At 35.8% G+C, this 24,768-nt stretch carries 17 protein-coding genes; 8 read left to right on the plus strand and 9 right to left on the minus strand.

Annotated elements, in window-relative coordinates; translation table 11 throughout:
* The first annotated feature begins 106 nt into the window (after positions 1-106).
* The gene (pyrF, locus tag PHP31_01620; protein ID MDD3737978.1) at positions 107-949 is read left to right on the plus strand and encodes an orotidine-5'-phosphate decarboxylase; all 843 of its coding nucleotides are present in this window, start codon (positions 107-109) and stop codon (positions 947-949) included.
* A 295-nt stretch (positions 950-1,244) separates the two neighbouring features.
* On the opposite strand, the gene PHP31_01625 is transcribed toward pyrF, so the two are convergent.
* On the minus strand, positions 1,245-2,267 hold the full coding sequence (locus tag PHP31_01625; protein MDD3737979.1) for a branched-chain amino acid aminotransferase: 1,023 nt from the start codon (positions 2,265-2,267) through the stop codon (positions 1,245-1,247).
* Between the two features lie 232 nt (positions 2,268-2,499).
* Between PHP31_01625 and PHP31_01630 the strand changes: the two genes are divergently transcribed.
* From PHP31_01630 to PHP31_01640, 3 genes are all read left to right on the plus strand, one after another.
* Positions 2,500-3,390 carry a hypothetical protein gene (locus PHP31_01630; protein MDD3737980.1) on the plus strand — a complete coding sequence of 297 codons (891 nt, stop codon included), beginning with the start codon at positions 2,500-2,502 and terminating at the stop codon, positions 3,388-3,390.
* A 209-nt stretch (positions 3,391-3,599) separates the two neighbouring features.
* Positions 3,600-5,504: a molecular chaperone HtpG gene (htpG, locus tag PHP31_01635; protein MDD3737981.1), complete on the plus strand. Its 1,905-nt coding sequence runs from the start codon at positions 3,600-3,602 to the stop codon at positions 5,502-5,504.
* Positions 5,505-5,616: 112 nt separating this feature from the next.
* Positions 5,617-6,219, plus strand: a complete 603-nt coding sequence (locus tag PHP31_01640) for a LemA family protein (protein MDD3737982.1) — start codon at positions 5,617-5,619, stop codon at positions 6,217-6,219.
* 6 nt (positions 6,220-6,225) lie between these two features.
* Here PHP31_01640 and PHP31_01645 read toward each other — a convergent pair whose 3' ends face one another.
* Positions 6,226-8,484, minus strand: a complete 2,259-nt coding sequence (locus tag PHP31_01645) for a T9SS type A sorting domain-containing protein (GenBank protein MDD3737983.1) — start codon at positions 8,482-8,484, stop codon at positions 6,226-6,228.
* A gap of 680 nt (positions 8,485-9,164) precedes the next feature.
* Between PHP31_01645 and secDF the strand changes: the two genes are divergently transcribed.
* Positions 9,165-12,326, plus strand: a complete 3,162-nt coding sequence (gene secDF, locus PHP31_01650) for a protein translocase subunit SecDF (GenBank protein ID MDD3737984.1) — start codon at positions 9,165-9,167, stop codon at positions 12,324-12,326.
* A gap of 278 nt (positions 12,327-12,604) precedes the next feature.
* Here the strand turns inward: secDF and PHP31_01655 are convergent, their stop codons facing one another.
* Entirely contained in the window at positions 12,605-13,441 is an 837-nt protein-coding gene (locus PHP31_01655; GenBank protein ID MDD3737985.1) for an MBL fold metallo-hydrolase, read from the minus strand.
* Between the two features lie 369 nt (positions 13,442-13,810).
* Here PHP31_01655 and PHP31_01660 point away from each other — a divergent pair, with 369 nt between their 5' ends.
* Genes PHP31_01660 through PHP31_01670 form a run of 3 tightly spaced genes read left to right on the plus strand, consistent with a single transcriptional unit; the run spans position 13,811 to position 17,257 of the window.
* Positions 13,811-15,733, plus strand: a complete 1,923-nt coding sequence (locus PHP31_01660) for a hypothetical protein (protein MDD3737986.1) — start codon at positions 13,811-13,813, stop codon at positions 15,731-15,733.
* Between the two features lie 21 nt (positions 15,734-15,754).
* Complete coding sequence (locus tag PHP31_01665) at positions 15,755-16,723, plus strand: glycoside hydrolase family 130 protein (protein ID MDD3737987.1); 969 nt, start codon at positions 15,755-15,757, stop codon at positions 16,721-16,723.
* A gap of 18 nt (positions 16,724-16,741) precedes the next feature.
* Positions 16,742-17,257: a hypothetical protein gene (locus PHP31_01670; protein ID MDD3737988.1), complete on the plus strand. Its 516-nt coding sequence runs from the start codon at positions 16,742-16,744 to the stop codon at positions 17,255-17,257.
* A 535-nt stretch (positions 17,258-17,792) separates the two neighbouring features.
* Here the strand turns inward: PHP31_01670 and PHP31_01675 are convergent.
* From PHP31_01675 to PHP31_01700, 6 genes are all read right to left on the minus strand, one after another.
* On the minus strand, positions 17,793-18,602 hold the full coding sequence (locus PHP31_01675) for a 3'-5' exonuclease (protein MDD3737989.1): 810 nt from the start codon (positions 18,600-18,602) through the stop codon (positions 17,793-17,795).
* Between the two features lie 6 nt (positions 18,603-18,608).
* Positions 18,609-20,561, minus strand: coding sequence for a glycosyltransferase (locus tag PHP31_01680; GenBank protein ID MDD3737990.1), 1,953 nt, complete (start codon positions 20,559-20,561; stop codon positions 18,609-18,611).
* Positions 20,562-20,819: 258 nt separating this feature from the next.
* Positions 20,820-21,554, minus strand: coding sequence for a hypothetical protein (locus tag PHP31_01685; GenBank protein ID MDD3737991.1), 735 nt, complete (start codon positions 21,552-21,554; stop codon positions 20,820-20,822).
* A 305-nt stretch (positions 21,555-21,859) separates the two neighbouring features.
* Positions 21,860-22,702 (minus strand): hypothetical protein, encoded by an 843-nt coding sequence (locus PHP31_01690; GenBank protein MDD3737992.1) that lies wholly within the window; start codon positions 22,700-22,702, stop codon positions 21,860-21,862.
* 143 nt (positions 22,703-22,845) lie between these two features.
* Positions 22,846-24,141, minus strand: coding sequence for a T9SS type A sorting domain-containing protein (locus PHP31_01695; protein MDD3737993.1), 1,296 nt, complete (start codon positions 24,139-24,141; stop codon positions 22,846-22,848).
* 6 nt (positions 24,142-24,147) lie between these two features.
* Positions 24,148-24,696: a hypothetical protein gene (locus PHP31_01700; protein MDD3737994.1), complete on the minus strand. Its 549-nt coding sequence runs from the start codon at positions 24,694-24,696 to the stop codon at positions 24,148-24,150.
* Positions 24,697-24,768: the final 72 nt, after the last annotated feature.

Here is a 24,768-nt window from a genome sequence, read left to right on the forward strand (position 1 = left end):
TTTCAAAGATTATTGCTATTTGGGTGTGCAAATTTATAAAATTACAATAAATATTCGCAATCTTTGAGCTGACATCGTATTTTTTTTAATTTTGAAAACAAAAAAGATGAATAGAGAAGAATTATTTTCACTGATAAAATCAAAGAGGTCGTACTTGTGTGTGGGCTTAGATAGCGATATTTCCAAAATGCCTTCCTGCATGTTACGGTACGATGATCCTGTATTTGAATTTAACAAACAAATTATAGATGCTACATTACCTTATGCGGTTGCATACAAGCCCAATTTGGCTTTTTACGAAAGCAGGGGAATAAAAGGATTGCAAAGTTTAGAAAAAACGATAAAATACTTGAACTCGTTTAAAAATGAAGTCTTTACCATTGCCGATGCCAAACGCGGCGACATTGGAAATACTTCAAAACAGTACGCAATTTCCGTATTTGATGAAGAAAGTTCGGGTTTTAACTTTGATGCTGTTACGGTTGCTCCGTACATGGGCGAAGATTCGGTTTCGCCGTTTTTATCGTTTAAAGATAAGTGGGTTATTGTATTGGCTCTGACTTCAAATGCCGGCTCAGCCGATTTTCAGCTTGTAAATACTCAGGAGCAAGAACCTTTTTACAAATTGGTGATTGATAGAGCCAAAAATTGGGGTAACAGCAACAATATGATGTTTGTTGTCGGTGCTACCAAAGCTGAGTTTTTGAAAGAAATCAGAAAAATTGTCCCCGACCACTTTTTGCTTGTCCCCGGTGTTGGCGCACAAGGCGGTAGTTTGACAGAAGTTGCTCGCAACGGACTAAACTCTTATTGCGGCTTGTTAGTAAACGCATCAAGGAGCATTATTTTTGCATCAAACTTCGACGATTTTGCACAGAAAGCTGCAGCCGAAGCAAAGAAAATGCAATCGGAGATGGAAACCACTTTGAAAGAACATAAAATTATTTAGCGTATTTTATCGCTAAAATTTATTCGAAATTCTTTATAATTAAGGTTATAAAAATGAAACAAAATCGAAGCCTTTTTATTCGTATTATTTAAACCATTAAGGCATTAAGAAACATTAAGATTTTAGCCGTTAGTTGTTGGCTAAGTACAGCCAATGGCTAAGAGCTAAGAGCTAAGAGCTAAAAGCTAAGGGCTTATCGTTCGTTGCGATTAATGGACAATAATATGTTTTCAACAAAAAAAGGCTGTCATATCACTACAACAGCCTTAATATTAACAATCAAAAAGTTCCTAAACTACTCTAATACAGTTGTCCAACCAAATTTATCTTCAATTTCGGCGTACTGTATTCCAATAATTCTCTTGTAAAGCTCGGTTGACTTAGCTCCTGCTTTACCATCGGGGCAGTAGTTGTATGTTTTGCCTTCTGATGGGTCAACAATTTGACGTATAGGCGAAATAACAGCAGCTGTACCGCATGCTCCTACTTCGTCAAATTCGGCAAGTTCTTCAACCAAAACAGGACGTCTTTCAACTTTCATTCCCATATCTTCGGCAATAGTAATTAAGCTCTTGTTTGTAATTGAAGCTAAAATTGATTCCGATTTAGGAGTTACGTAGGTATTCCCTTTTATACCAAAGAAGTTTGCAGGACCTGCTTCGTCTATGTATTTTTTCTCTTTTGCATCTAGGAACAATACTGTTGAGAATCCTTTTTCTTTAGCTATTTGTCCCGATTTTAAACTTGCAGCGTAGTTACCGCCAATTTTAAATCTACCTGTTCCCAATGGTGCAGCGCGGTCGTAATCGCGTGTAATCATAGCCGTAACAGGATTAAAACCTTCTTTAAAGTACGGACCAACCGGTGTAACAAAAACCATAAATAAATATTCGTCAGCCGGATTAACACCAACTCTTGGACCTGTTCCTATCAACAATGGTCTGATGTACAATGATGCTCCGGTACCGTAAGGCGGAACAAATCTTTTGTTTTTCAAAACTGCTGTTTTTACTGCTTCAAAAAATAAATCAAGTGGCGGTTCAGCCATCATAATGCCGTCAGCCGAAAGCTGTAATCTCTTTGCATTTTCTTCCCATCTAAAAAGTCTGATTTTACCGTCTTTGCCGGTGTAGGCTTTCATTCCTTCAAATCCACCCTGACCGTAGTGCAAAACAGTTGCTGCCATATGCATGCTTACAAACTCGTCGTCGGTAACTTCAATAGGTCCCCACGCTCCGTTGCGGTAATAAGATCTTACGTTGAAATCGGTTTTTACGTAACCGAAAGGTAATTTACTCCAATCTAAATTAGCTGTCATAATTGTAATTTTTAATATTGATTTATAATAATTTTATTTAAACTAAATTTTCTGCGAAGTTATAAAATTTAATCGGATAACGTAATATTTTATCATATTTTTTACAATTATTTTAACATAAAAGTCGGTATTTCACTTGTAATATGCCGATTTGTTGAAATCAGACAATATAATTTGAAAATATATTTCGGCAAAAAACTATCTTTGTAACTGCAAAAATAAAATACTATTTATGAAGATAGAAAGTTTTACTTACGTACGAAACGGTTTAAGGATGGGATATCCTTTTGTTGCATCAATAAAATCGGCTTTGCCTGTTGTTGATAAAATTTACGTTGTTGTTGGCAATTCCGACGACGGAACAAGAGAAGCCGTGGTTGATATTGGAAGCGATAAAATTGTTATTATCGACACTGTTTGGGACGATTCAATAAGAACCGACGGAGCAATATTCAGGCAACAAGCCAACATCGGTCTTGAACAAACCAAAGGCGATTGGTGCTTGCATATACAAGCCGACGAAGTTTTAGACGAGTTTGCAAAAGACGAAATTATAAAGACTTTTGAATTAGCAGACAAGCATGATGACGTTGACGGTGTTATATTTCCGCGTCTGAACTTTTGGGGCGATTACAACCACGTGCAAAACACACGCCGTGCCGACAGATACGAAGTAAGAGCTTTTAAGAGTAACCGCAATGTAATGTCGTTCGGCGATTCGCACAGTTTCAGAAAATACGAAACCAAAGATTATTCGACAAAAGGTGAAAAAATTATTGTCATTAAATCAAAAGCTATATTCTACCACTACTCCTACACAAGAAATCCAAAACTTATGACCAAAAAATCGAACTATTTTAATACTTTTTGGCATAACGACGAGTGGATAAAAGCACACTCAAAAACCGAAGAATTCGACTATAATATTGTTGATAAACTCGAACCGTTCAAAGGAAAGCATCCAATATATATGGAGGAAGTAATTAAAAACCAAGATTGGGAATTCAATTACAATCCAAAACTCTCCAATATGACGCTTAAGGAAAAGTTTTTATATAATTTTGAGAAAATATTTAACTATCGTCCTTTTGAATACAAAAACTTTATAGAAAAGAAAGTTTAGATTGTTGTTTTGTGTGCCATAAAGGCACTTAGAAGTTCTGAGTTCTGAGTCGGGAGTATTGAGTTTAGAGACTCTTAACTCTAGCTCCCCGCACCACGTAACACGTAACACGTAACACGCAACCCCGCCATATTGTCATACTTTTCCCGCTGGCATAGGTTTTGAACAGTATAGACCGAATTTGAAAATTAAAAACAATATTAATTATTATGATACAAGGACAAATTAACGTACAAACCGAAAACATCTTTCCTATTATTAAAAAGTTTTTATACTCCGACGAGGAGATTTTTTTACGTGAACTTATTTCAAATGCCGTTGATGCTACTACAAAGCTAAAAGCATTGGCATCTATGGGCAAATATAAGGAAGAGCTTGGCGACCTTACAATTGAGGTTAAAATTGATAAAGAAAACAAAACTATTACCGTTAGCGACAAAGGCATAGGAATGACTTCGGAAGAAGTTGATAAATACATCAATGAGATTGCATTTTCGGGAGCCGAAGAATTTGTTAAAAAATATAAGAATAAAACCGAAGCCGAACAGGCAGGCTTGATTGGGCATTTCGGATTGGGATTTTACTCTTCGTTTATGGTTTCCGATAAGGTGGAAATTATATCGAAAACTTACAAAAAAGGTGCAGGTTCAAAAGCCGTTCGTTGGTCATGCGACAGCTCGCCGAATTATACAATGGAAGAACATGACAAAAAAGAAAGAGGCACGGATATTATTCTGCACATTAGTAAAGATTCGGAAGAATATCTTGAAGAAAACAGAATTTTAACCCTTCTGAACAAATATTGTAAGTTTTTGCCTATACCTATAAGGTTTGGTAATGAAAAAGTGTGGGAAGAATCTGAGACCGAAAAAGACGAAAAAGGAAATCCTAAGACTGTAGAAGTCGAGAGACCACGCATTATTAACGATACAAATCCGCTTTGGATTCAAACGCCTAGCACGTTGAAACACGAAGATTACATCAAGTTTTATCGTCAGTTGTACCCTATGACTTTCGACGAACCACTGTTTTACATACATCTGAACGTCGATTATCCTTTTGACCTTACCGGAATCTTGTATTTCCCTAAGGTAAACAGAAACATAGATTTACAACGCAATAAAATTCAACTATTCTGTAATCAGGTGTTTGTAACCGATTCGGTTGAAGGTATTGTCCCCGACTTCTTAACTCTATTGCATGGCGTTATCGACTCGCCGGATATCCCTTTAAACGTTTCCAGAAGCTACCTACAAAGCGATGCTAACGTTAAAAAAATATCGGGGCATATTATGAAAAAGGTAGCCGATAAATTGGAAGAGCTTTATAAAAGCGAAAGAGAGGATTTTGAGAAGAAATGGGACGATATTAAGCTGTTCATTACATACGGAATGATTAGTGAAGAAAAATTCTTTGAGCGTGCCGAAAAATTTGCACTTCTTAAAAACACAGAGGGCAAGTATTTCACATTCGACCAGTACAAAGATAAGGTAAAAGACACTCAAAAAGACAAAAACGACAACACGGTTATAATATACGCTTCCAACGTTGAAGAGCAACACAGTTACATAAATGCTGCCAAAGAAAGAGGTTACGATATTGTTATTATGGACGGTCTTTTAGACAGCCACTTTATTAACACTTTGGAGCAAAAACTTGAAAAAGTCAATTTTGTTAGAGTCGATTCGGAAATTACCGACAAACTGATAGATAAAGACGAAAAAGCTCCTTCGAAATTAAGCGATGATGAAAAGAAAAAGTTGTCGGAACTGTTTGAAAAGCACGTAAACAAAGAACAATACAACGTTCAAGTTGAAGACATGAGCGAAACCGATTTTCCGGTTACAATTACACAATCGGAGTTTATGCGTAGAATGAAAGACATGGCGGAAGTTGGTGGCGGTGGCTACGGCTTTATGGGTAATATGCCTGATATGTACAATATTGTGGTTAACGCCAATCATAATATTATTTCAAAAATATTAGCCGACAAGAACACCGAAACTCAAACTCAAAAAGTATTGCAACTAATTGATTTGGCTCTGTTGTCGCAAAACTTGCTCAAAGGCGAAAATCTGACTGCGTTTTTGAACAGAAGTATAGAAATAATTTAAAAAAGTATTTTTACTTAAGTTTACGAAATAATTTCTCATAATTTCTTTATTATGTAGAAATTATTTACTTTTGTACGCTGATAATTAATTATAAACCAAAAACATTACACTTATGAAAAGAACTGTATTGATTTTAGGAATAGTAATATTACTATTAATACTACTAATTGGTAGAGGTATCGGCATTTACAACGATTTTATTGTAAAACAGGAAGCTGTTAAAACATCTTGGGGAAATGTACAAAATGCTTATCAAAAACGTTTCGACCTTATTCCCAATTTGGTAAATACCGTTAAAGGTTACGCCGACCACGAACAAAGCACCATGATTGGAGTTATTGAAGCCAGAGCACAAGCCACAAAAACAAGTATAAACGTTGGTGCCGACAAAATCACTCCGGAAACTCTTGCCGAAATTAACAATCTAACTGCCGATATGAATTCGGTTCTATCAAGGTTACTTGTTGCGGTTGAACGCTATCCGGATTTAAAGGCAAACGAGAACTTTTTGCAGCTTCAAAATCAGTTGGAAACTACCGAAAATGAAATAAACGCAAGAAGAAACGAGTTTAACGAAACGGCTAAAGTTTACAACACCAAAGTTCGCAGATTTCCGAGCAATATTATTGCTGCAATATTTAAGTTTAAAATAATGCCTTATTTCGAATCGACAGAAGGAGCGGAAGTTGCACCAGTTGTTGATTTCTCGAAATAAAACGGTTTAGCTTTTAACAAAACTTCCCTTGTAAGTATTAGTTTTACTTACAACCACTACGTAATAAATACCCGAAGGTAATTTATTAGTGCTGATGTTTTGTCCTTGTTTTACATTGTCGATTTGACTTACAAGCAATCCCGAAGAATTGTAAATCCTTAGGTTAAAGCTCTCAATATTAGCGTTTTCCCCAATTTGTATTTTAATATTGTCTGAAGTCGGATTAGGATATATTTTCAATACTGATTTTTCTGTTTTGAAAATCTCCTTACCAAAAGGATTTTCGGTTATGCCGTAAAACAAACTCAAGCCACCGCTGTAATTACCGACAATCATATCGACGATAGTATCGGAATTCAAATAATCGAAAGCTACAGCCGAGTGAGTTCCGTCGTTTATTTGCGATAGATTTCCTAATAGATTGAAATCGCCGATAAGGTTTCCGCTTATGCTATCGTAAACGTAAATTTCGCCAAATTCGGCACCACAGAATAATCTTAGCTTTTGTGTTTTATTATCGACTATAAAAGTTGGTACACTGTATCCTTCATACGAAAGCATATTATCGGTAACATCTACTCCACCAAATTTTTTATCAACCAACTCGAAAGCAGGTTCGGTTTTACTGCCTAAGTTTAAAAATAAATACAAAACTCCTTCTTTATTGCCGCTAACCATATCAATAAGTCCGTCGTCGTTTATATCGATTAAAAAGGGTGTTGAAAACTCGCCTGCATCAAGGTTTTGCCAGTTTTTAACGCCGTTTGCAAAAGATAATACTCCATCGGGGATTAATCTGTTTTCAAAATACCAGAAAGTGCCGTCGCTACAGCCTAAAACAATATCGTTGTCGCCGTCGCCGTCGATATCGGCACAGGCAGGACGCACAGCCAAAATATCCAAAGTATCTAATCGTAAAAAATTGGTGTCAACTATTTTGTATTCAGGTCTTCCAAAAGTGCCAACATTTTTAATATAAGCCAACTGAGCATGGCTCTTGGTTTCTAAAAAATAATTGCTTTTAAAGTAAGCCGAATCGAAGTAGCCGTAGTTACCTACCAATAAGTCGTTTAGACCGTTGTTGTCTAAATCAACAAAGGTTGGATATGAACAAGTTCCGAAATCAATCATTTCTTCTTGCAAAAAGGCTTTTGTTTTGAGCTCGTAAACCTGATTAAAATTATCGCCTTTGTTTATATACAGCCAATTTGAATGCTTATCTTCGTTTTTAAATTTGGCAGGTGAAAAAGAAGTGCAAATTAAATCCAAAATGCCATCGTTGTTAAGGTCTATGCGCTCGACTGCCGGAAAAGTGCTTAAATACAATTTTTCTTCAGCATTTGGGAAATTGTAAGTATATTCTATCATGTTGGCATCAACGCTTGTACCGCCGTTTATAAGCAAAATTATATCGGAATAATCGACATCGCCAAGGACTAAATCCATATTTCCATCACCATTGGTGTCGTAAACTAATAAAGTTGAGCCTGTATGTTTTTCGTCTGATCTGACATTGCCAACACTCTTGGTAAAATTTACGCAAGTATCCAAGATTATTGTATTATCTTCGGCTCCTTCGGCAAAATTACCCCAGCAATGCTGAGTCTTAACAAAAACCAGCGAATCGGTGTGGTTGTAGTACTCCATCGACATATTTTTGTGCATCTCTATAAACGAACCTAAACCCCAAAAAGTCAAAATATCGTAATCGCCGTCGCCGTCAATATCAACAATAGCGGGATAATCAACGCTTGTAACCAAAATATTCGTCGCTATTTCTCCGTACTGTGATACCAAATACGGATTTGGTAATGTAGCATCAACAAAAGCCAACTCGCTTGTCGAAACGTTTTTGTAAACCTTTATTCCGCCGGTAACGTAAGTAAAAATATCAACTTTGCCGTCGTTGTTGTAATCAACGCAACGCATCCAATTTCTGATTTTGGGAAAAGAATTTGTATACTTTGGAGAATAAACGTACTCGCCGTTAATATTAATAAAAGGCAGTAACCTTGAACTTAATCTGTCGAAAATGAGCAAATCCAAAGTTCCGTCAAGATTAATATCAATTGCATTGTACTGAGCCGAATTTATACCTCCGACAAAAGCATGTTTCAATATTTTGTCATTTTGGTCGTAAACCACAATATCATTAGCTTTTACAAATCCGTTTTGGGGGAAATTGTAAGCGATGTTTTGAGAAAATAGTTGAGAAAATCCTAAACAAGTGAGTAATAGTAGAATTGATAGTGTTTTAAGTTTCATTTTCGATTTGAAATAAATGATTATTGATTACAAAGATAAAACAATAGACAAATTGAAGAATTGTACAATGTTAATTTAATTTTACTTGTTGCTATTTCTTATCATATAAAATTATTAATTACATAAAATGTGAAGTTCGTTTATTGCAAATTAGTTTAACAAAATTGTTTGAACACTAATAAATATAATGGTTCGGTGCAACGCACCTTTAACACAACAAATACAATTTATGCCACAAATTGCACGGTGCTAACGCACCTGTTTGAACTTCACATATCAATTAGTTAAAACATAAGTAGCTAAGTTGATGAAGAACGAAAACTATCGGTTTATTCTATAACACCCGTATCCAAAAAGCATTTAACGAGAACCGTATAACGGCGTCCCATTTGTAACAATATGAAATAAGCGCCAATTAGGTGCGTGGCACCATTACATTAAAACTACTTTTCAAAAACAAGCAATATAAAATTCCAATTTCTAACTTCTGATTTCTAATTTCTAATTTCAAAATGCCAATGGCTAACAGCTAACAGCTAAAAGCCAATAGCTATCTACTTGCAACTTCTAATTTTAAATATCAAACAAAAAAATAAAAATCGGTTAATCTTGTTAGTTTACAAGATATGCTTATATTTGCAAACTTGAAAAATTAATTTTTAATCATAAATAAAATCCAGATGCGAAACAAAGGTGCGATAAGATTTTTTGCAATAGCGTTTGCCATAGTTTGTGTTTATCAGCTATCGTTTACAGTAGCAACAAAGATAAAAGAAGGCAAGGCTACAAGATATGCAAATAACGAAATTTTTTACAAAGATGTAAAAGAGCTGTCTAACAATCATGCTGCACGCGAATTAGTTGTAATTGATTCAATTAGAGAAAGCAAAAAGAATCAGTATTTAGACTCTATCTCAAACAAAACAGCCTTAAACATACTAATAAGAAAATACACTTACAAAGAGTGTAAAGACCGTGAAATCAACTTAGGTCTTGACCTTAAAGGCGGTATGAACGTGATGTTGGAAGTATCTTTAGCAGACGTAATTGACGGTATGTCGGGACATAGCGACGACCCAACTTATGTTGAAGCTATGCGTAGAGCAACTGAAAAACAGAAAAACTCACAAAAAGATTTTGTAACCCTATTCGGCGAATCGTTTACCGAAGTTGACCCAAATGCTCAACTTTCGGCAATATTCAGTCGTATGGACTTACGCGAAAAAATTCAACCCAGTTCTACAAATGCGGAAGTACTATCAGTATTGAGAGAAGAAGCTAACTCTGCTTTCGACAGAACTTTTAACATTATGCGTAACCGTATCGACCGCTTTGGTGTTTCTCAACCTACAATCCAAAAGTTGGTTACCAGCGACCGTATATTAATTGAATTGCCGGGTATTAAAGACCCCGAAAGAGTTAGAAAACTGTTACAAGGTTCTGCTAACCTTGAGTTTTGGGAAACATTTCATTTTAATGAAATCCAAAACTACTTTAGCGAAGCTAACGAATTACTAGCTATGAGCCTTAGCTCCGAAGATATAGAACACTTAGGAGACACTTTGGAACAAACTACAGGAAAAGATGTTCAGCAAGAGGCAATAGATACTGTAGAAAATGAAACAACCGCAGCTATTGAAGAAGATACGGCAAAAAAATCAACTTCTGCCCTATCCGACTTACTTGAAGCCGATAGTTTGAAAGTTGACAATGCTGCACAATTAGAAGAATACCGCAAAAAAAATCCATTATTTGCTTATTTGCAACCTGCATATTTCTTCCAAAATGGTCAGTATTACGCAAGCGACAGAGCTACAGTTGGCTACGCTCAACTAAAAGATACGGCTATAGTTAATAGCATGCTAAATAAAGTAAAAGATATTTTCCCTAAAAACCTTAAATTAGCTTGGGCTGTAAAACCCGAACGCCACTCTCCTGATGTTTTAGAGCTTTTTGCTTTAAAATCGAACAACAGAGAATATACTGCTGCCATGCTCGGCGATGTAATTGTTGATGCACGTCAGGACTACGACCAAAACGGTAGAGTTGAAGTATCAATGACTATGAACGCTGTAGGTGCAAAAGAATGGCGCAACTTAACTCGCGACAACGTTGGAAATCAAATAGCAATTGTTCTCGACGACTTTGTTTATTCGGCTCCAAACGTAAATACCGAAATTCCTAACGGTCGCTCTTCCATTTCGGGTAACTTCACCGTTGAAGAAGCAAAAGACTTGGCTAACATATTGAAAGCCGGTAAACTACCCGCTCCTGCTCGTATTGTTCAGGAAGAAATTGTTGGTCCATCATTAGGACAAGAATCTATCAACAAAGGTCTACTCTCGTTTGCTATCGCATTTATATTTATATTAGCCTACATGGCTATGTATTATGGCACTGCAGGTAGAGTTGCCAACATTGCATTGTTTACTAACGTATTTTTCTTATTAGGTTTCTTAGCAAGTTTAGGAGCTGTACTAACCTTACCCGGTATTGCGGGTATTATCCTAACACTGGGTATGGCTATCGACGCTAACGTTATTATTTACGAGAGGGTTAGAGAAGAAGTCAGAGCCGGTAAAGGTCTGCGACTAGCTATACAAGACGGTTACAAAAACGCATACTCGGCTATTATCGACGGTAACGTAACACAATTGATAACCGGTATAATCCTTTACTTCTTCGGTTCAGGTCCTATACAAGGTTTCGCCACAACGCTTGTAATAGGTATTATAACTTCGTTGTTTACTTCTATATTTATTTCTCGTTTACGATTTGAAAGACTTCTTGATAAAAATAAAGACATTACTTTCGGAAATAAATATACAATCAATGCATTTACTAATACTAAAATTGACTTCATTAAACTCCGCAAGGTTACGTATATAATATCAGGTGTTCTAATACTTATAGGTATAGTTTCATTATTTACGAGAGGATTGAGTTATGGTGTTGACTTTACAGGTGGACGTTCGTATATAGTTCGTTTCGACAAGGATGTCAATCCAAACGAGGTTCGCGAATCAATTTATAATATTTTGGAAGATGCACCCGAAGTAAAAACATTCGGTTCAGCCAACCAGGTTAAAATTACCACAAAATATTTAGTTGATGATAAATCGCAGCAAGCTGACTCAATTGTTGAAGCTAAACTATACGAGAGTTTGAAAGATATGTTTGATGAAAACATAGCTGCAAACGACTTTAGTACCAAAAACCAACAAATAGGTATTTTGAGTTCGCAAAAAGTTGACCCTGCTATCTCCGACGATTTAAGGCAAAATGCTATATATGCCGTTCTTCTGTCAATGATAGCAATTTTCTTGTATATTGCCGCACGATTTAAAACCTGGCACTTCGCTTTGGGTAGTGTCGCATCACTATTCCACGATGCTATATTAATGTTGGCATTATATTCAATATTCTACGGCATTTTACCATTCAACTTAGAAGCCGACCAATCGTTTATAGCTGCCATTCTGACTGTTATAGGGTACTCGCTTAACGACGCTGTGGTTGTGTACGACCGAATAAGGGAGTGGCGAAAATTATTCCCCAAAATGCCTTTGTACGAAAATATGAATGGAGCTCTTAACTCAACTTTAGGCAGAACAGTAAACACAGCCGGTTCTACTGCCGTTACGCTATTGGCTATATTCTTATTTGGCGGCGATGTTATTAGAGGATTTGTATTTGCAATGCTTATAGGTGTTATTGTAGGTACCTACTCTACACTATTTACAGCTATTCCTATTTCATACGATACAATTCTTCTTAACAATAAACGTATGGAAAGAAAAAGAACCGCCAAAGCCGCTAAAGCTGATAAACGCAAAAAATAGTTTAAACGATTTTATCGCTATAAATAAAAAAGGTGTTAGATAATCTGACACCTTTTTTGTTATTAGCTCATAGATTGGATGTTGGTGAATGGTGGCGGGTGAGTGGTGATTAGTGATTAGTGATGAGTGATGAGTGATTAATTAGTTCCGAGTTTGGAGTTTAGAGTTTGGAGACTCAGAACTCAGAACTCAGAACTCAGAACTCAGAACTCAGAACTAACCCTAACCACGAACCACGCAACATCATCAAATCTATATAAAAAACAAAATGCGAAATTTTATAATATTTCCTCTAGTTTATAACTACCGCCCATAACATATCCTTTTTCATTCTGTTGTATGGTAGATACCTCGTTGTCGGTATCGTGGCAATAAAACATGAAATAATTATTATTAAAGGCTTCGGGTAAAAATTTTTCTTTTTCTTCGAGGGTTACAAGAGGTTGAATATCGGCAGCAGCAATGTACGGAAACGGCAAATGATACGCCGAGGGAAGAAAATCGGAACCGTAAACTATGAATTTGTCTTTATAGTGAATAATTGGAACTATTAAACCTATTGTGTGTCCGTAAAACAGTCGTAATTCAATGTTTTTGAATGGTTGCTGACCTTTTTCAACTAAATTTAATCTTCCGCTTTGCAATAATGGAGTGAGATTTTCGGGCAAAAAGGCTGCATATTCTCTTTTATTCCTTGCCAAAGCCCAGTCCCACTGATCTTTGCTTACCCAATAATTTGCATTTGGATAAGTGTGTTTTATTTCTTCATTATCGTAATAAGTTGCAGCACCAACATGATCGTCGTGAAGGTGGGTAAATATCACATCGGTGATATCTTCGGGTTTGTAACCGACTTCTCCCAACGATTTTACAACATTGTAATCGTCGTTTCGCTCTCTGACTTCATAATATCTGCTACGCTGCTTATTTCCCATACCCACTTCTATAAGAATTTTCTTGTCGTCGTAAACAACAAGCATACAGCGAGTAATCATGCGTATAAAATTACGTTCGTTGGCAACAGTAAGTTTGTTCCATATCGTTTTGGGAATAACGCCGTAAGCCACGCCACCGTCCATTCCCCAAACATCTCCTATAATAGAATAAATATGCATAGTATTAGTAAAAAGGGCAAAGATACACTATTGACGAATAAAATTAAGGTTTGTAATTAATATTATTTACTCAAAATCAGTAAAACAAATTATTGTTGTTCGATAAACATCTTTAGCTATTGGGTTGCGTGTTGCGTGGTTCGAGTTGCGTAGCAATGAGCAATTAGCATAATTACCAATTGATAATTGATAATTGCCAAAAGCCAAAAGCTAAGAGCTAAGAGCCAAAAGCCAAAAGCTAAAAGCCAATGGCTATAAGCTAAGGGCATTTAACACAAGCCATAGGAACAACTTTCTTTTTCATGGTTTTATCGGACAGTAATAAAAATAAATTACCTTTGTGGAGTTTAATTATTAAACCCATTTTTAATGAATTTAAATTGGATTGATTGGAGTATTGTTGTCATGCTTTTTGCATTGATGTTGGGCTTAGCTTTGCTGAGCAAAACACTACTAAAGAGCGTCAGCGATTTTATAGCAACCGGTAGAACCGGCGGCAGATATATAATATCTATGTTTCAGGGTACGGCAGCCTTGGGAGCCATAACAATAGTCGGAGCATTGGAACAAAACTATTATGCAGGCTTTAATTCAAGATGGTGGGAAATGCCTACTGCCGTTATATTAGTCGGTATGAGCGTTGCCGGCTGGGTTGTTTATCGTTTCAGACAAACAAGAGCTTTGACCATGGCAGAATTTTTTCAGATGCGATATAACAAAGCTTTCAGAATTTTTGCCGGTATGCTTGCGTTTCTCTCCGGAATTGTCAATATGATTATCTTCCCTGCCGTTAGTGCCAAGTTTTTTATTTATTTCTGCGGTATTCCAGAAATAGGACCTTTGGCAGGCTTTTCCGTAACCTACATTTTGGTAACCGCAATAATGGTTTTAGTGCCACTGTTTTTTATTTTCTCGGGAGGGCATATTGCTATTATGTTTACCGACTTTGTTCAAGGCACGTTTGTAAATATTGTGTTTGTTTTGATTGTCATACTGCTACTTGTAAAAGTCGGCTGGACGGACATTAGTCAAGTTATTACAAAAGTACCACCCGGACATTCGCTTATAAATCCTTTCGATGCTTTTGAGGTGCAGGACTTCAATCCTTGGTTCTTTTTTATAAGCATGTTCGGACTCATATACACAAAACTTTCGTGGCAAGGTAATGCTTCATTTAATGTTGCAGCCAAAAGTGCTCACGAAGCTAAAATGGCTGATATTTTAACCAATTGGCGATTAGTCCCGCAGTGGGGACTTTTCTTGGTGATAGTTCCTATTATTGCGTTTACTGTGGCACATCACGAGAACTATAAGGTTATTGCTGATAGTGTTAATGTGTTTTTGTCGTCTTTTACAGTCGCAGACCAAAGTCAGCTTAGAGTTCCAATGATATTGAACCAACTCCTACCTGTTGGTGTTAAAGGAGCATTTGCTGCTATTATGCTGGCTGCTGCTATTACTTGCCACAACACTTACATGCACTCGTGGGGAAGTATTTTTATACAAGATGTTGTGCTTCCTATACGCAATAAGCCTTTCAGACCAAAAGACCATATCAAATACCTAAAAATGTCGGTTGCCGGCGTAGCTGTTACAATTTTTATTTTGAGCATTGTTTTTCAACAAACCGAAAAGATTTTCCTTTTCTTAAATATAAGCGGAGCTATTTATGCTGGAGGTTCGGGTGCTGTGATAATTGGCGGACTTTATTGGAAAAGAGGTTCTACCATCGCTGCATGGGCTGCCATGATTACCGGTTCTATTGCAGCAACCGTAAACATTGTTTTAAATAATATTTTTGAGAATTTCCCTATAAATGGTCAGTGGGGATGGTTTATTGCTATGGTTTCTGCGATTTTTGTGTATATAATGTTTTCATATCTTTTCCCAGATAAAAAAGATAGTTTTAACCGAATTGTAGCAAATGTAAAAAAACACGAAAATAGCACTGATGCTCAGGAAGAACCGATTAAAGGTTGGAAAACAATGCTGCCGACAAAGGAGTTTACATTTTGGGATAAAGTTGTATATTGGGCGACTACAAGCTGGACTGCCATGTGGGTGTTAGTTTTTATTGTAGGAACTTTATTTTACTTTATTGTAAAACCGCTTACAAACGACCAATGGATGATGTTTTGGAAAATATACACTTACGTTTTCTTAAGTGCATCGGTTTTTGTAACAATATGGTTTACAATTGGAGGTGTTAAAAATCTGAAGGAAATGATAACAAAACTGCGAAGCAATTTACGCGACGATTCCGACGACGGTTTTATCTCAAAAAATGAATAATAATTCTAATAATTAACTACTATGCTTAAACGTTACGATTTAAATCCGATAATAACACGCAAAGACATACCAAATGTGGGCAACCTGATAATTGACCCGAGCAGTGTTTTCAATCCGGGTGCTATTAAAGTTGGAAATACCTACTATTTAATACTTCGCGTGCAAACCAGAGCCAGAAAAACTTATTTTTTATTAGCTGAAAGCTCAAACGGTATTAACTTCAGTATCAACAACGAGCCTATTAATTTTAAAGGTATTGAGAATTACGGCAAAAAAATATTTCATTTATACGATGCACGCATTACGCATATCAACGATGGATACTACATTCAATTTGCTATGGATACCGAAGATGGTTGCCATTTAGGCTTGGTAAAAACCGATGATTTTAAGTCTTTTTACTTTATTGCAGCCGACGAGATTGACTCCAGAAATGGTGTTATATTTCCAGAAAAAATAGGTGGTAAATTTGTACGTTTTGAGAGACCAAACCAAGTTAAACTCGAAAACGGCACTATGACCGGCGACAAAATTTGGTTGTCAGAATCTGATGATTTGATTACATGGAATTTGGTTTCGCCTGTAATGAGCGGACGTTTTCACTATTGGGACGAGCTTATTGGCTCGGGTCCTACTCCTATCAAGACTCAAAAAGGCTGGTTGCACATATATCACGGCGTTGCTACACATTTTGGTTCTTCAAATATTTATCAAGCCGGTGTTACTCTGCACGATTTAAACGACCCAAGCGTGGTTATTGCTCGTAGTGGAGATAATATTTTGGAACCACGCGAAATGTACGAATTAGTCGGTCAAGTGCCTAATGTGGTTTTCCCTTCGGGGATTATTGTTGAAGAATTTGACGAAAACGGTTTTGCGAAAAACAATAGCGAAGTCAAGGTTTATTACGGTGCTGCCGATACCAGCATTGGTCTTGCGACTGCTACCGTTGAAGAACTTATAAATGCCTGCTACCAAGGCGATATATAATTTTACAAAGATAATTGTATGGAAAATAACGAAATTGATAAAGAAGTTGTTGAGAGTCCGACTCAAATTGATGAGACTAAAAGCAACAATGATATAAAAACAAATGACGAAACCGCTTTGAGCGAAACTGATATACAGAATTTGGAAATTGCATCGAAGTGGGCGAAATTTATTTCTATTACCGGCTTTATAGTAATATTTTTTATGCTGATATTAGGGATAATCATTCTGTTTTCGTCGTTTAGTTGCAATAATTTTCAGGATAGATTTGTAAGATTAAACCAAATAGACAGAATTGGCGGAATATTAATGATAGTCGGTTTTGCCGTCCTTTTTCCTGCGTTTTGGATATTAAATTCATTTTCTATTAGAATAAATAAAGGTATAAAAAACAACACAACTGCATGTTTCGGCACTGCATTTAAACGAATAGCTCAGTTTTTTAAATACTTTGGACTACTAATTGTCGCAGTGCTAGTGATATACACTCTGTTTTTGATAATTATATCGGTTTTTAGTGTTACGTCTTTTTGAAGTGAATAGCTTTTGGCTGTTGGCTGTTGGCAATTAGCAAATTAGCAATTAGTAATGAACCCCGAAACTTCGAGGCACATTGCACCCTTAAGTTTCGAGATTGTAGCAAAATTTCGCTTTAAAGGTTCTATTCTTTTTATATGTTCTTTTGTCTTGACACAAAAGAACCAAAAAGTCAAGGCTGACATTTCTTTTCTGAATTACGTTCTCATAAATCCTAAGTTCGTGCGGGTGATTTCCGAGCAAGCTCGGAACTTCCCGTTCTCACTAAGGATTTATTTCGAACTCCATTCAGAAGAAATGTATGCCGTCCTTTTTAAAGCTAAATTATTGGCTATTGCTATTGTTTTGGCAACAAGTTATCTATACGAAAAGAGTAAAGCCTATTTAATTGCATATCACATTAACAAAATCGCTGATACTCTCCCGAAACTTCGGAGCTAACAGTCAATAATTGCTCATTGTTAATTGTTCATTGATAATTGCCACGCAACCCGCAACCCGTAACACGCAACTCGTAACCCGCACCACGAACCTACTTCCACACCTTTAACTTAATCGCCGTAATTACACTTTTAGTCGTTTGCGGAAAGTCGCCTTTCATCATCCAATCGTAGTAAGAAGTGTCGGTGTTAAAAACGTCTTCAACGACTTTTCCTTTGTATTTTCCAAAATTGAAAACAGGTTGATTCTTATTGTTGTAAACAATATGTCCAACCAAATCGACTGTGTCGTGTACGTTTGAAAATTCGCTTAAATCGTCGATTTTATTGGTAATTGGATAAAAAACATTGCCGTCGGCATCAACGTATTCAACATCTTTGTACCTTTCAATTTGCTTGAGCAAAATTTGATAAGTGGCTTTGGTGTCGTACTCGGCGGAGTGAGCGTTCTCTAATTCTTCATCGCAGTAGAATTTGTAAGCTGCACGGAGATTTCTGGGTTCCATTTTATGGAAAATATTTTGAACATCGACGAAACGCCTGTTTCTGAAATCAAACTGAACGCCTACACGCAAAAACTCTTCGACTAACAAAGGAATATCAAACTTGTTTGAATTAAATCCCGCCAAATCGCTGTTGCCTATAAAAGCATTTATTTCGCCTGACAGCTCTTTAAACGTAGGTTTATCTGCAACCATATCGTCGGTAATGCCGTGAAATTTAGTAGATTCGGCAGGAATAGGCATCTGCGGATTTATTAAATATCTGCGAAATTGCTCGGTTCCGTCGGTTAAAACCTTAATCATTGCAATTTCAATAATTCTATCGGAAGCAATTCTTAATCCGGTACTTTCTATATCAAATACCACTAAAGGTTTGTTTAATTGTAGCGTGTGCGTCATCTTTATTTATTTTACTTTTCTTCCCAATTTTTTGTAACCTTTTATCAAAATTAAAACGTCGTTCAGAAGTTTATAATCTTTGGCGTAAACAGCATTGAGCTTGTATATAAGTTCGTAGTTGTCAATCTGTTTGTTGAAATTATCTGTAGGAAACAATATTGATTTTTTTAAATTAGGCAAGGTTTTGCAACTAATTTCAGTATTGTAGCCCACCAAAGTATATTTTGAAACGAAAACCTTAAAAATATTGCCTATAAAATTCTTTCTTTCGGGAATAAAGATAAGGTGCAAGGGCAAAGTCAATATCATAAACAAAGAAACAATAAAATCGAAGGTTCTTTTTAGAATTTTATTATTGGTTTTTGATACTGAATTGTTTTCAAGTTCTAAGAGCTCGCCGACGGTATTTATGGAACTGCTGCCGATAATTGATAAGCTTTTGGGCGGAGCTATCTTGTATTCGATGTTCAGATGCTGCAGCATTGACATTTGGTCGATAATTTGCTCCGATTTTAAATCGCCGGCACAAAACACGATTTCGTTTATTTTATTTACTCTGACAATATCTTCCAATTTGTCGATATTTCCGACAAACATATCGTTTGAACCTGCATCATTGCTTGTGCTGATATTAAAACAGACTTCATTTTTCAAATTAAAATTCGTAATCATTTGTCTAACACGTTCGACTTCTTGTGCCGAGCCGACAATTGCTATACGCTTGTTTGCAGGTATTTTGATATATCCTACCAAAATATAGAAAAGTCGGACAAATAATATTGCCATAGGCGAAAACAATGCTCCAAACAAGACTATTCCACGAGAAAACCTTAGAATTTCGGGCAACATGGAATATATTGCCAATAAAACTACCCCACCTACTACACTGCCTTTCAGGGCTTTTTTAATTTTGTACGGCTTGCTGTAACCCGAATTGAAAAACAAGCATAAAAGCATAATCAAGACCATTGCCGGTAGTACGTAGTAGTATAGCTCAACAGGATAAGAGCCGCCTTCGGGATACAACTTGTTTTCCCAAAGTTTGCTTATAGCGTAGTAACCTGCAGAAAGCAACAAAGCATCGGATAATGGCAGTAAAATCCAGTTTAAAATGCGTTTTAGCATAGCCAAACCGGCTTTTAACCATATTGCAAACTTTATCAGCAACGTAAAAGCACCGTAATACCGCTTGGTGAAATGCTTTTTGGTAAAAATTATCATTGCGTTGTAAAACACGTAAACGTAATTCAAACTGCCTTTCTTGGTGCTTTCGCCTTTGTAGTGAATGATACGAGTTTTGGGATAATAATAATTTTTGTACCCTGCTTGTAAAATTCGGTACGATAAGTCGATATCTTCGCCATACATAAAGAAATCTTCGTCTAAAAGACCGATTTTGTCTAAAACGCTCTTACGCAAAAGCATAAACGCACCCGACAAAATTTCGACAGAATGTATTTGTTCTTTATCCAAATATCCCAAATGGTACTTGTTGAATGTCTTTGATTTAGGAAAAATTTTCGACAGTCCCGACATCTTAAAAAACGAAACCTTTGGTGTTGGTAGTCCGCGTTTTGATTCGGGTAAAAAGTTTCCTTTTCCGTCAACCATCTTAACACCCAAGCCGCCTGCATCAGGAGTTTCGTCCATAAAATTAACCACCTTAGCCAAAGTGTCGGTTTCAATAACCGTGTCGGGATTGAGCAACAAAACGTATTCGCCTTTGGCTATTCTTATTGCCTGATTGTTTGCCTTAGAAAAACCAACATTATCTTTATTGGCAATGCAATTAACATTAGGAAATTTATTCCTAACCATTGACACTGAGTTATCTACGGAAGCATTATCAACAACAAACACTTCCATATCGAAATCAACTTTTGATGCCATAACCGAATGCAGGCACTGCTCCAAAAATGTTGAAACATTATAACTGACTATAACAACCGATAACTTCAAGATTACACTTTTTTACAGTATGCAAAGATAATGTATTTGGTTTAATTGGAGAGAGAGTATTTTTTTATGGTTTTGAGGTTTGGTGTGTATTATAAAAAATTGGATTATTAATGTCACCCTTATACACCACGTGCGTGGCGAGTTGCATGTTCGTAATTACACAACATTACTTAACCCCACTTGAAAAGTAATCTTCAAATTATCATTAACTGCACCATTAACTATATTTATGTAACATTAAATGATTTTATTTGTTGATTAGAATGATATACCGAATTTTATACTTATTGCACCAAAGTTTTCTGTATCTTCACGGTAACCGCCCCAGTACGAAACAGTATTATTCATCCTTTGCATTTCATAACCAAATCCAAAAAACATTGCAGATTTGTCTGAGATTTTAAAACTAACCCCAAAAGTGGGAGTAAGTAAAATCCCTTCCCCTATGTATCTATTTGCTACATTATATGAAAATGAATATCCTATTCCTAATGACAGATATGGAGATACTTTTCTATTGATAAAATTTGTCCGAAAATCCAAAAAAAAGGGAATTAATACTGCATCGGCACCAGAGTAATAATGTAATCCTGTTCCAACACCCATTGAGATGTAGGGATTTATCTGGTGCCCAAAAATAAAATTAAACTTAAATCTATTCTGACGATAGTCGCCTACCCCTATTTGATGACCCAGTTCTACAATTCCTTTATATCCAGGTTGTAATCCGGGTTGTAACCCAATATTATTTAAAGGATTACCATTTTTGTCCCTTAATTGCTCTTTAGTAAACCTCTCAATATCATCAATTTGACAAACGAAAACATTTCTATCAGCAGTCTCAATTTTAATAGATTTGTTTGGAATTTGTTCAATAATTATTCCACGAATAATGCTTCCATTTTTTAGATAAACTACATCTTGATAATTACTTTGTCCGAATGACAACATCGCGAATGATAAAAATAAAAGTAATGTAAAATATTTTTTCATAATTTAAGAGATTATGTTGTTAATGAATACGTTTGCCTGACATTAAATATACTAAACAAAAATACAAAATTCACAAATATAAAATGTATTCAGAAATAATTATTTTTTGATGCTTGTAGAAAACTAATAGCATCATATCTTTTAAATTAATTAAAAATGCTTTTTTAGAGCTACTGCTGACTTCTCAGAATATGAACTGATTTAGATGCACAAAACTGTCATTACACAACAAAAGTTGATAACTAGAAGAATATTAAATTGATTATGCTATCCACCATTGTACCAAATGCTTGTTACTATCAGTTTTATTCTTTTGCCTTTAAATAGTTTATAAATGCTGAGCAAGAAATTAACATGAATTTGGCATCCTCTATAGTTACATTAATATCGTCCTCTAACAAGGAATGTCTAATGCCTCCTGAATCACTTGTATAACCGTATAATGCAGAAAAAGATGATTTCATTGCTTTATGGATTCGGTTTGTCTTTTCAATTTGGGTAAGTGCTTTACCCAATGTTGCTTTTGGGTCTCCTGTTAGAATACAACAATAAGCCTCTACCGCAGAAATAGCTTCTTTAATAGAATTTCTATAGTCTGGGTTTTGTCTGTTTGATAGTAAATCCAGTGCTTGGCATAAATGTGTTTCAACAGACTTATATTTTGATGTATTACTGAGAGCTTCCTCAATAGCTTTAACTTCTTGGTCTGAAGTTATTTGAACAATTTTATTTTGAATTATAGTATAACCTGCAAGTTCTCTTTTTAAAGTATGATTTACTTTAGCTGTATAGTCTAAATTTAATGTATCACTAATGCTTGATAAAAACTCTATCAAATCATACTTTTCAAACCATTCTGCTTTCAAATACCAGTTTTTTATAAATTTAATAACACCATCCGAATAAACACCTCCAAGACTAGTAGTTGGAATTTCATCTGCTTTAAGTTCAAAAAAGTTTTCCCAAATATATCTTAAAATTTTAACTCGCCTTGATTCCCCATAAGATGATGAAGAATAGTCGGCTGTTTTATTAATGAAATCATTTAATATATTGTTCCACAAACGATTTTCTAAGACCTGATCGATACTGCCCGTTTGTAAGGTTTGTCGTATATCTTTTTTTCCTATTCTTTGTGAAAATCTCATAATCGTATTTGCTCTCAAATTTCTAGTAACGCATAATTTTCACAACAAAAATAAAACATTTTCAGAAACAATTAATTTTCACCTTAACCTTATTAGCATTTACTTTATCCTTTTAAAACAATAAGCCCTCCCGCACGCAATCACTACTCCTTTACTATCTTCCTAAACTCAAAAGTTTTGCCATTATCAAGTTTAATGAAGTATATACCGGGTGCGAAATTGCTTGTGTGAACGGCAGTTTTTTTAACAAAATTACCTTTGGTAATGACTTGTCCTACAGAATTTAAAATTTCAAAATTTACGATTTCGGAATTACCCTTTATTTCAATAATCAGTTCATTTGAAACAGGATTTGGATATATTTTAACACCTTTATCCGATTCAACAATTTCTTTATCTGATAAAAATACATTTATTGTATTTGACGGGTCGGAGCTACAACCTGCCAAAGTAACAATTACATAATAGTTGCCATTTACAGTTGCAGTATAATTCTGACTTGTAGCACTGGTTATTAAGCTGTCTTGGTAATACCATTGATTACCTGACGGAGCGCTGGAATGCAAAACCGAACCGTTTAATGTAATGATTGGAGTATTCGGTTTTTTGTTTACGGTAATTGCCTTTGTTGCAGCTTCACCCTCGCCGCATTTATTTTTTCCTCTTACTTTTATATTGCCTGAAATTGCATTAGTGCCAAAATCAACTTCAATGCTGTTTGTCGTGCTTGTTCCAGTTGCTCCGCTTGGAAGTGTCCATACGTACGAAGTTGCATTTGCTATTTCGGGCACTTGGTAAGTTACAGAACCTTGCCCTTGGCAGACTGTTGACTCACCTGTAATTATTCCGGCGGCTGAAGGCGGATTTCCGGCAGGAGTATTGAGTAAGTAATTTGTGTGTGTCCAAGTGTGGTCAGCACCTGAGACCACCCAATTATAGTCGGCAATTTTCAGACCTTCACCAAACCATGGATCCATGTAATACAAATTATTTCCTACCAAACCGTGTCCGACAACAAAATGTCCGCCTCCCGAAGTCCATCCCCAACGAATAATAAATAATCTGTTGTTTTGAATATTAGAAATTACTTGGTCTTGAGTAAGTACTAAAGTTCCTGAATTTGAAATATTTCCAAAGTGAACTAATATGTCTTGAATGCTTCCGGGCTCTCCCCAATTGTAGTTCCAATAATTACACCCTGCCAAAGGATTGACACAGCAATTTGTGTTGCCAAAATTATGCCATGTAGCGACAGTTCGCGTGTACTCTGCAATCTCGCACTGCGACACAGACACACAATAATAGTCTAGAACACATGCAGTAACACCTGTCCAACACCACTGACTTTGCTCTTGAATTACCTGAGTAACATCCAAAACCTGCGATTTTAAATTGATAGAAGCTATCAAAATCAACACACATAATATTACCTTTTTCATAATTTTTTATTTTATTATATTGATTAATTCGTTTAAGCTATATTGGCTTTTTTCTTGATTTGAAATTGGCTGGAATTTCCATTCTCCGACGCTATCTTCGCACATAAAGTAGTCTGTTCGTAGCTCATATACCCTAAGCATTGCCGAAAAATCGTTTTCTTTTTTAAACTTAAAAAACTCTTCAGCCAATAACACAGCTCCAAAATCGACAATCTTGTATTCATCGTCGCTATTTTTATGTATGGTAAACAGAGCTCTATACTCATTATCAATGACTAACGGAACACGCCACGTATTTGTAAATGATAAACTGCCGTTTTTAATGGTGTAAACAGCAATAGGTTTACCAATAGTTGCTTTATTTATTTCAGCTTGGTTGTTAATTCCATAATTGCTTAAAATTTCACTAGGAATTTCTTCTAAAAAGAGCCTGATTGATGTATTAAATTCCGAAGGGAAATTTGGTTCCGGAATTTTTAAATCCTGCGAAAATGCAAGTTTTGTTACCATTAGCAATGCTAATAGAATAAATGTTGATTTTGTTTTTATATTCATAATCATCTTATTGTTTGTTACATTTTTTTGTAGTTGTTATTGGCTTTTCATCGCTTGACACAGACGCATTTT

It is taken from the genome of Lentimicrobiaceae bacterium, assembly GCA_028697555.1.
Classification (GTDB): Bacteria; Bacteroidota; Bacteroidia; order Bacteroidales; family UBA4417; genus UBA4417.

What these genes read in the sequence shown, in the direction of transcription:
- pyrF (MDD3737978.1), top strand. Translation starts at nt 107, where the DNA reads ATGAATAGAGAAGAATTATTTTCACTGATAAAATCAAAGAGGTCGTAC.
- PHP31_01625 (MDD3737979.1), bottom strand. Translation starts at nt 2,267, where the DNA reads ATGACAGCTAATTTAGATTGGAGTAAATTACCTTTCGGTTACGTAAAA.
- PHP31_01630 (MDD3737980.1), top strand. Translation starts at nt 2,500, where the DNA reads ATGAAGATAGAAAGTTTTACTTACGTACGAAACGGTTTAAGGATGGGA.
- htpG (MDD3737981.1), top strand. Translation starts at nt 3,600, where the DNA reads ATGATACAAGGACAAATTAACGTACAAACCGAAAACATCTTTCCTATT.
- PHP31_01640 (MDD3737982.1), top strand. Translation starts at nt 5,617, where the DNA reads ATGAAAAGAACTGTATTGATTTTAGGAATAGTAATATTACTATTAATA.
- PHP31_01645 (MDD3737983.1), bottom strand. Translation starts at nt 8,484, where the DNA reads ATGAAACTTAAAACACTATCAATTCTACTATTACTCACTTGTTTAGGA.
- secDF (MDD3737984.1), top strand. Translation starts at nt 9,165, where the DNA reads ATGCGAAACAAAGGTGCGATAAGATTTTTTGCAATAGCGTTTGCCATA.
- PHP31_01655 (MDD3737985.1), bottom strand. Translation starts at nt 13,441, where the DNA reads ATGCATATTTATTCTATTATAGGAGATGTTTGGGGAATGGACGGTGGC.
- PHP31_01660 (MDD3737986.1), top strand. Translation starts at nt 13,811, where the DNA reads ATGAATTTAAATTGGATTGATTGGAGTATTGTTGTCATGCTTTTTGCA.
- PHP31_01665 (MDD3737987.1), top strand. Translation starts at nt 15,755, where the DNA reads ATGCTTAAACGTTACGATTTAAATCCGATAATAACACGCAAAGACATA.
- PHP31_01670 (MDD3737988.1), top strand. Translation starts at nt 16,742, where the DNA reads ATGGAAAATAACGAAATTGATAAAGAAGTTGTTGAGAGTCCGACTCAA.
- PHP31_01675 (MDD3737989.1), bottom strand. Translation starts at nt 18,602, where the DNA reads ATGACGCACACGCTACAATTAAACAAACCTTTAGTGGTATTTGATATA.
- PHP31_01685 (MDD3737991.1), bottom strand. Translation starts at nt 21,554, where the DNA reads ATGAAAAAATATTTTACATTACTTTTATTTTTATCATTCGCGATGTTG.
- PHP31_01690 (MDD3737992.1), bottom strand. Translation starts at nt 22,702, where the DNA reads ATGAGATTTTCACAAAGAATAGGAAAAAAAGATATACGACAAACCTTA.
- PHP31_01695 (MDD3737993.1), bottom strand. Translation starts at nt 24,141, where the DNA reads ATGAAAAAGGTAATATTATGTGTGTTGATTTTGATAGCTTCTATCAAT.
- PHP31_01700 (MDD3737994.1), bottom strand. Translation starts at nt 24,696, where the DNA reads ATGAATATAAAAACAAAATCAACATTTATTCTATTAGCATTGCTAATG.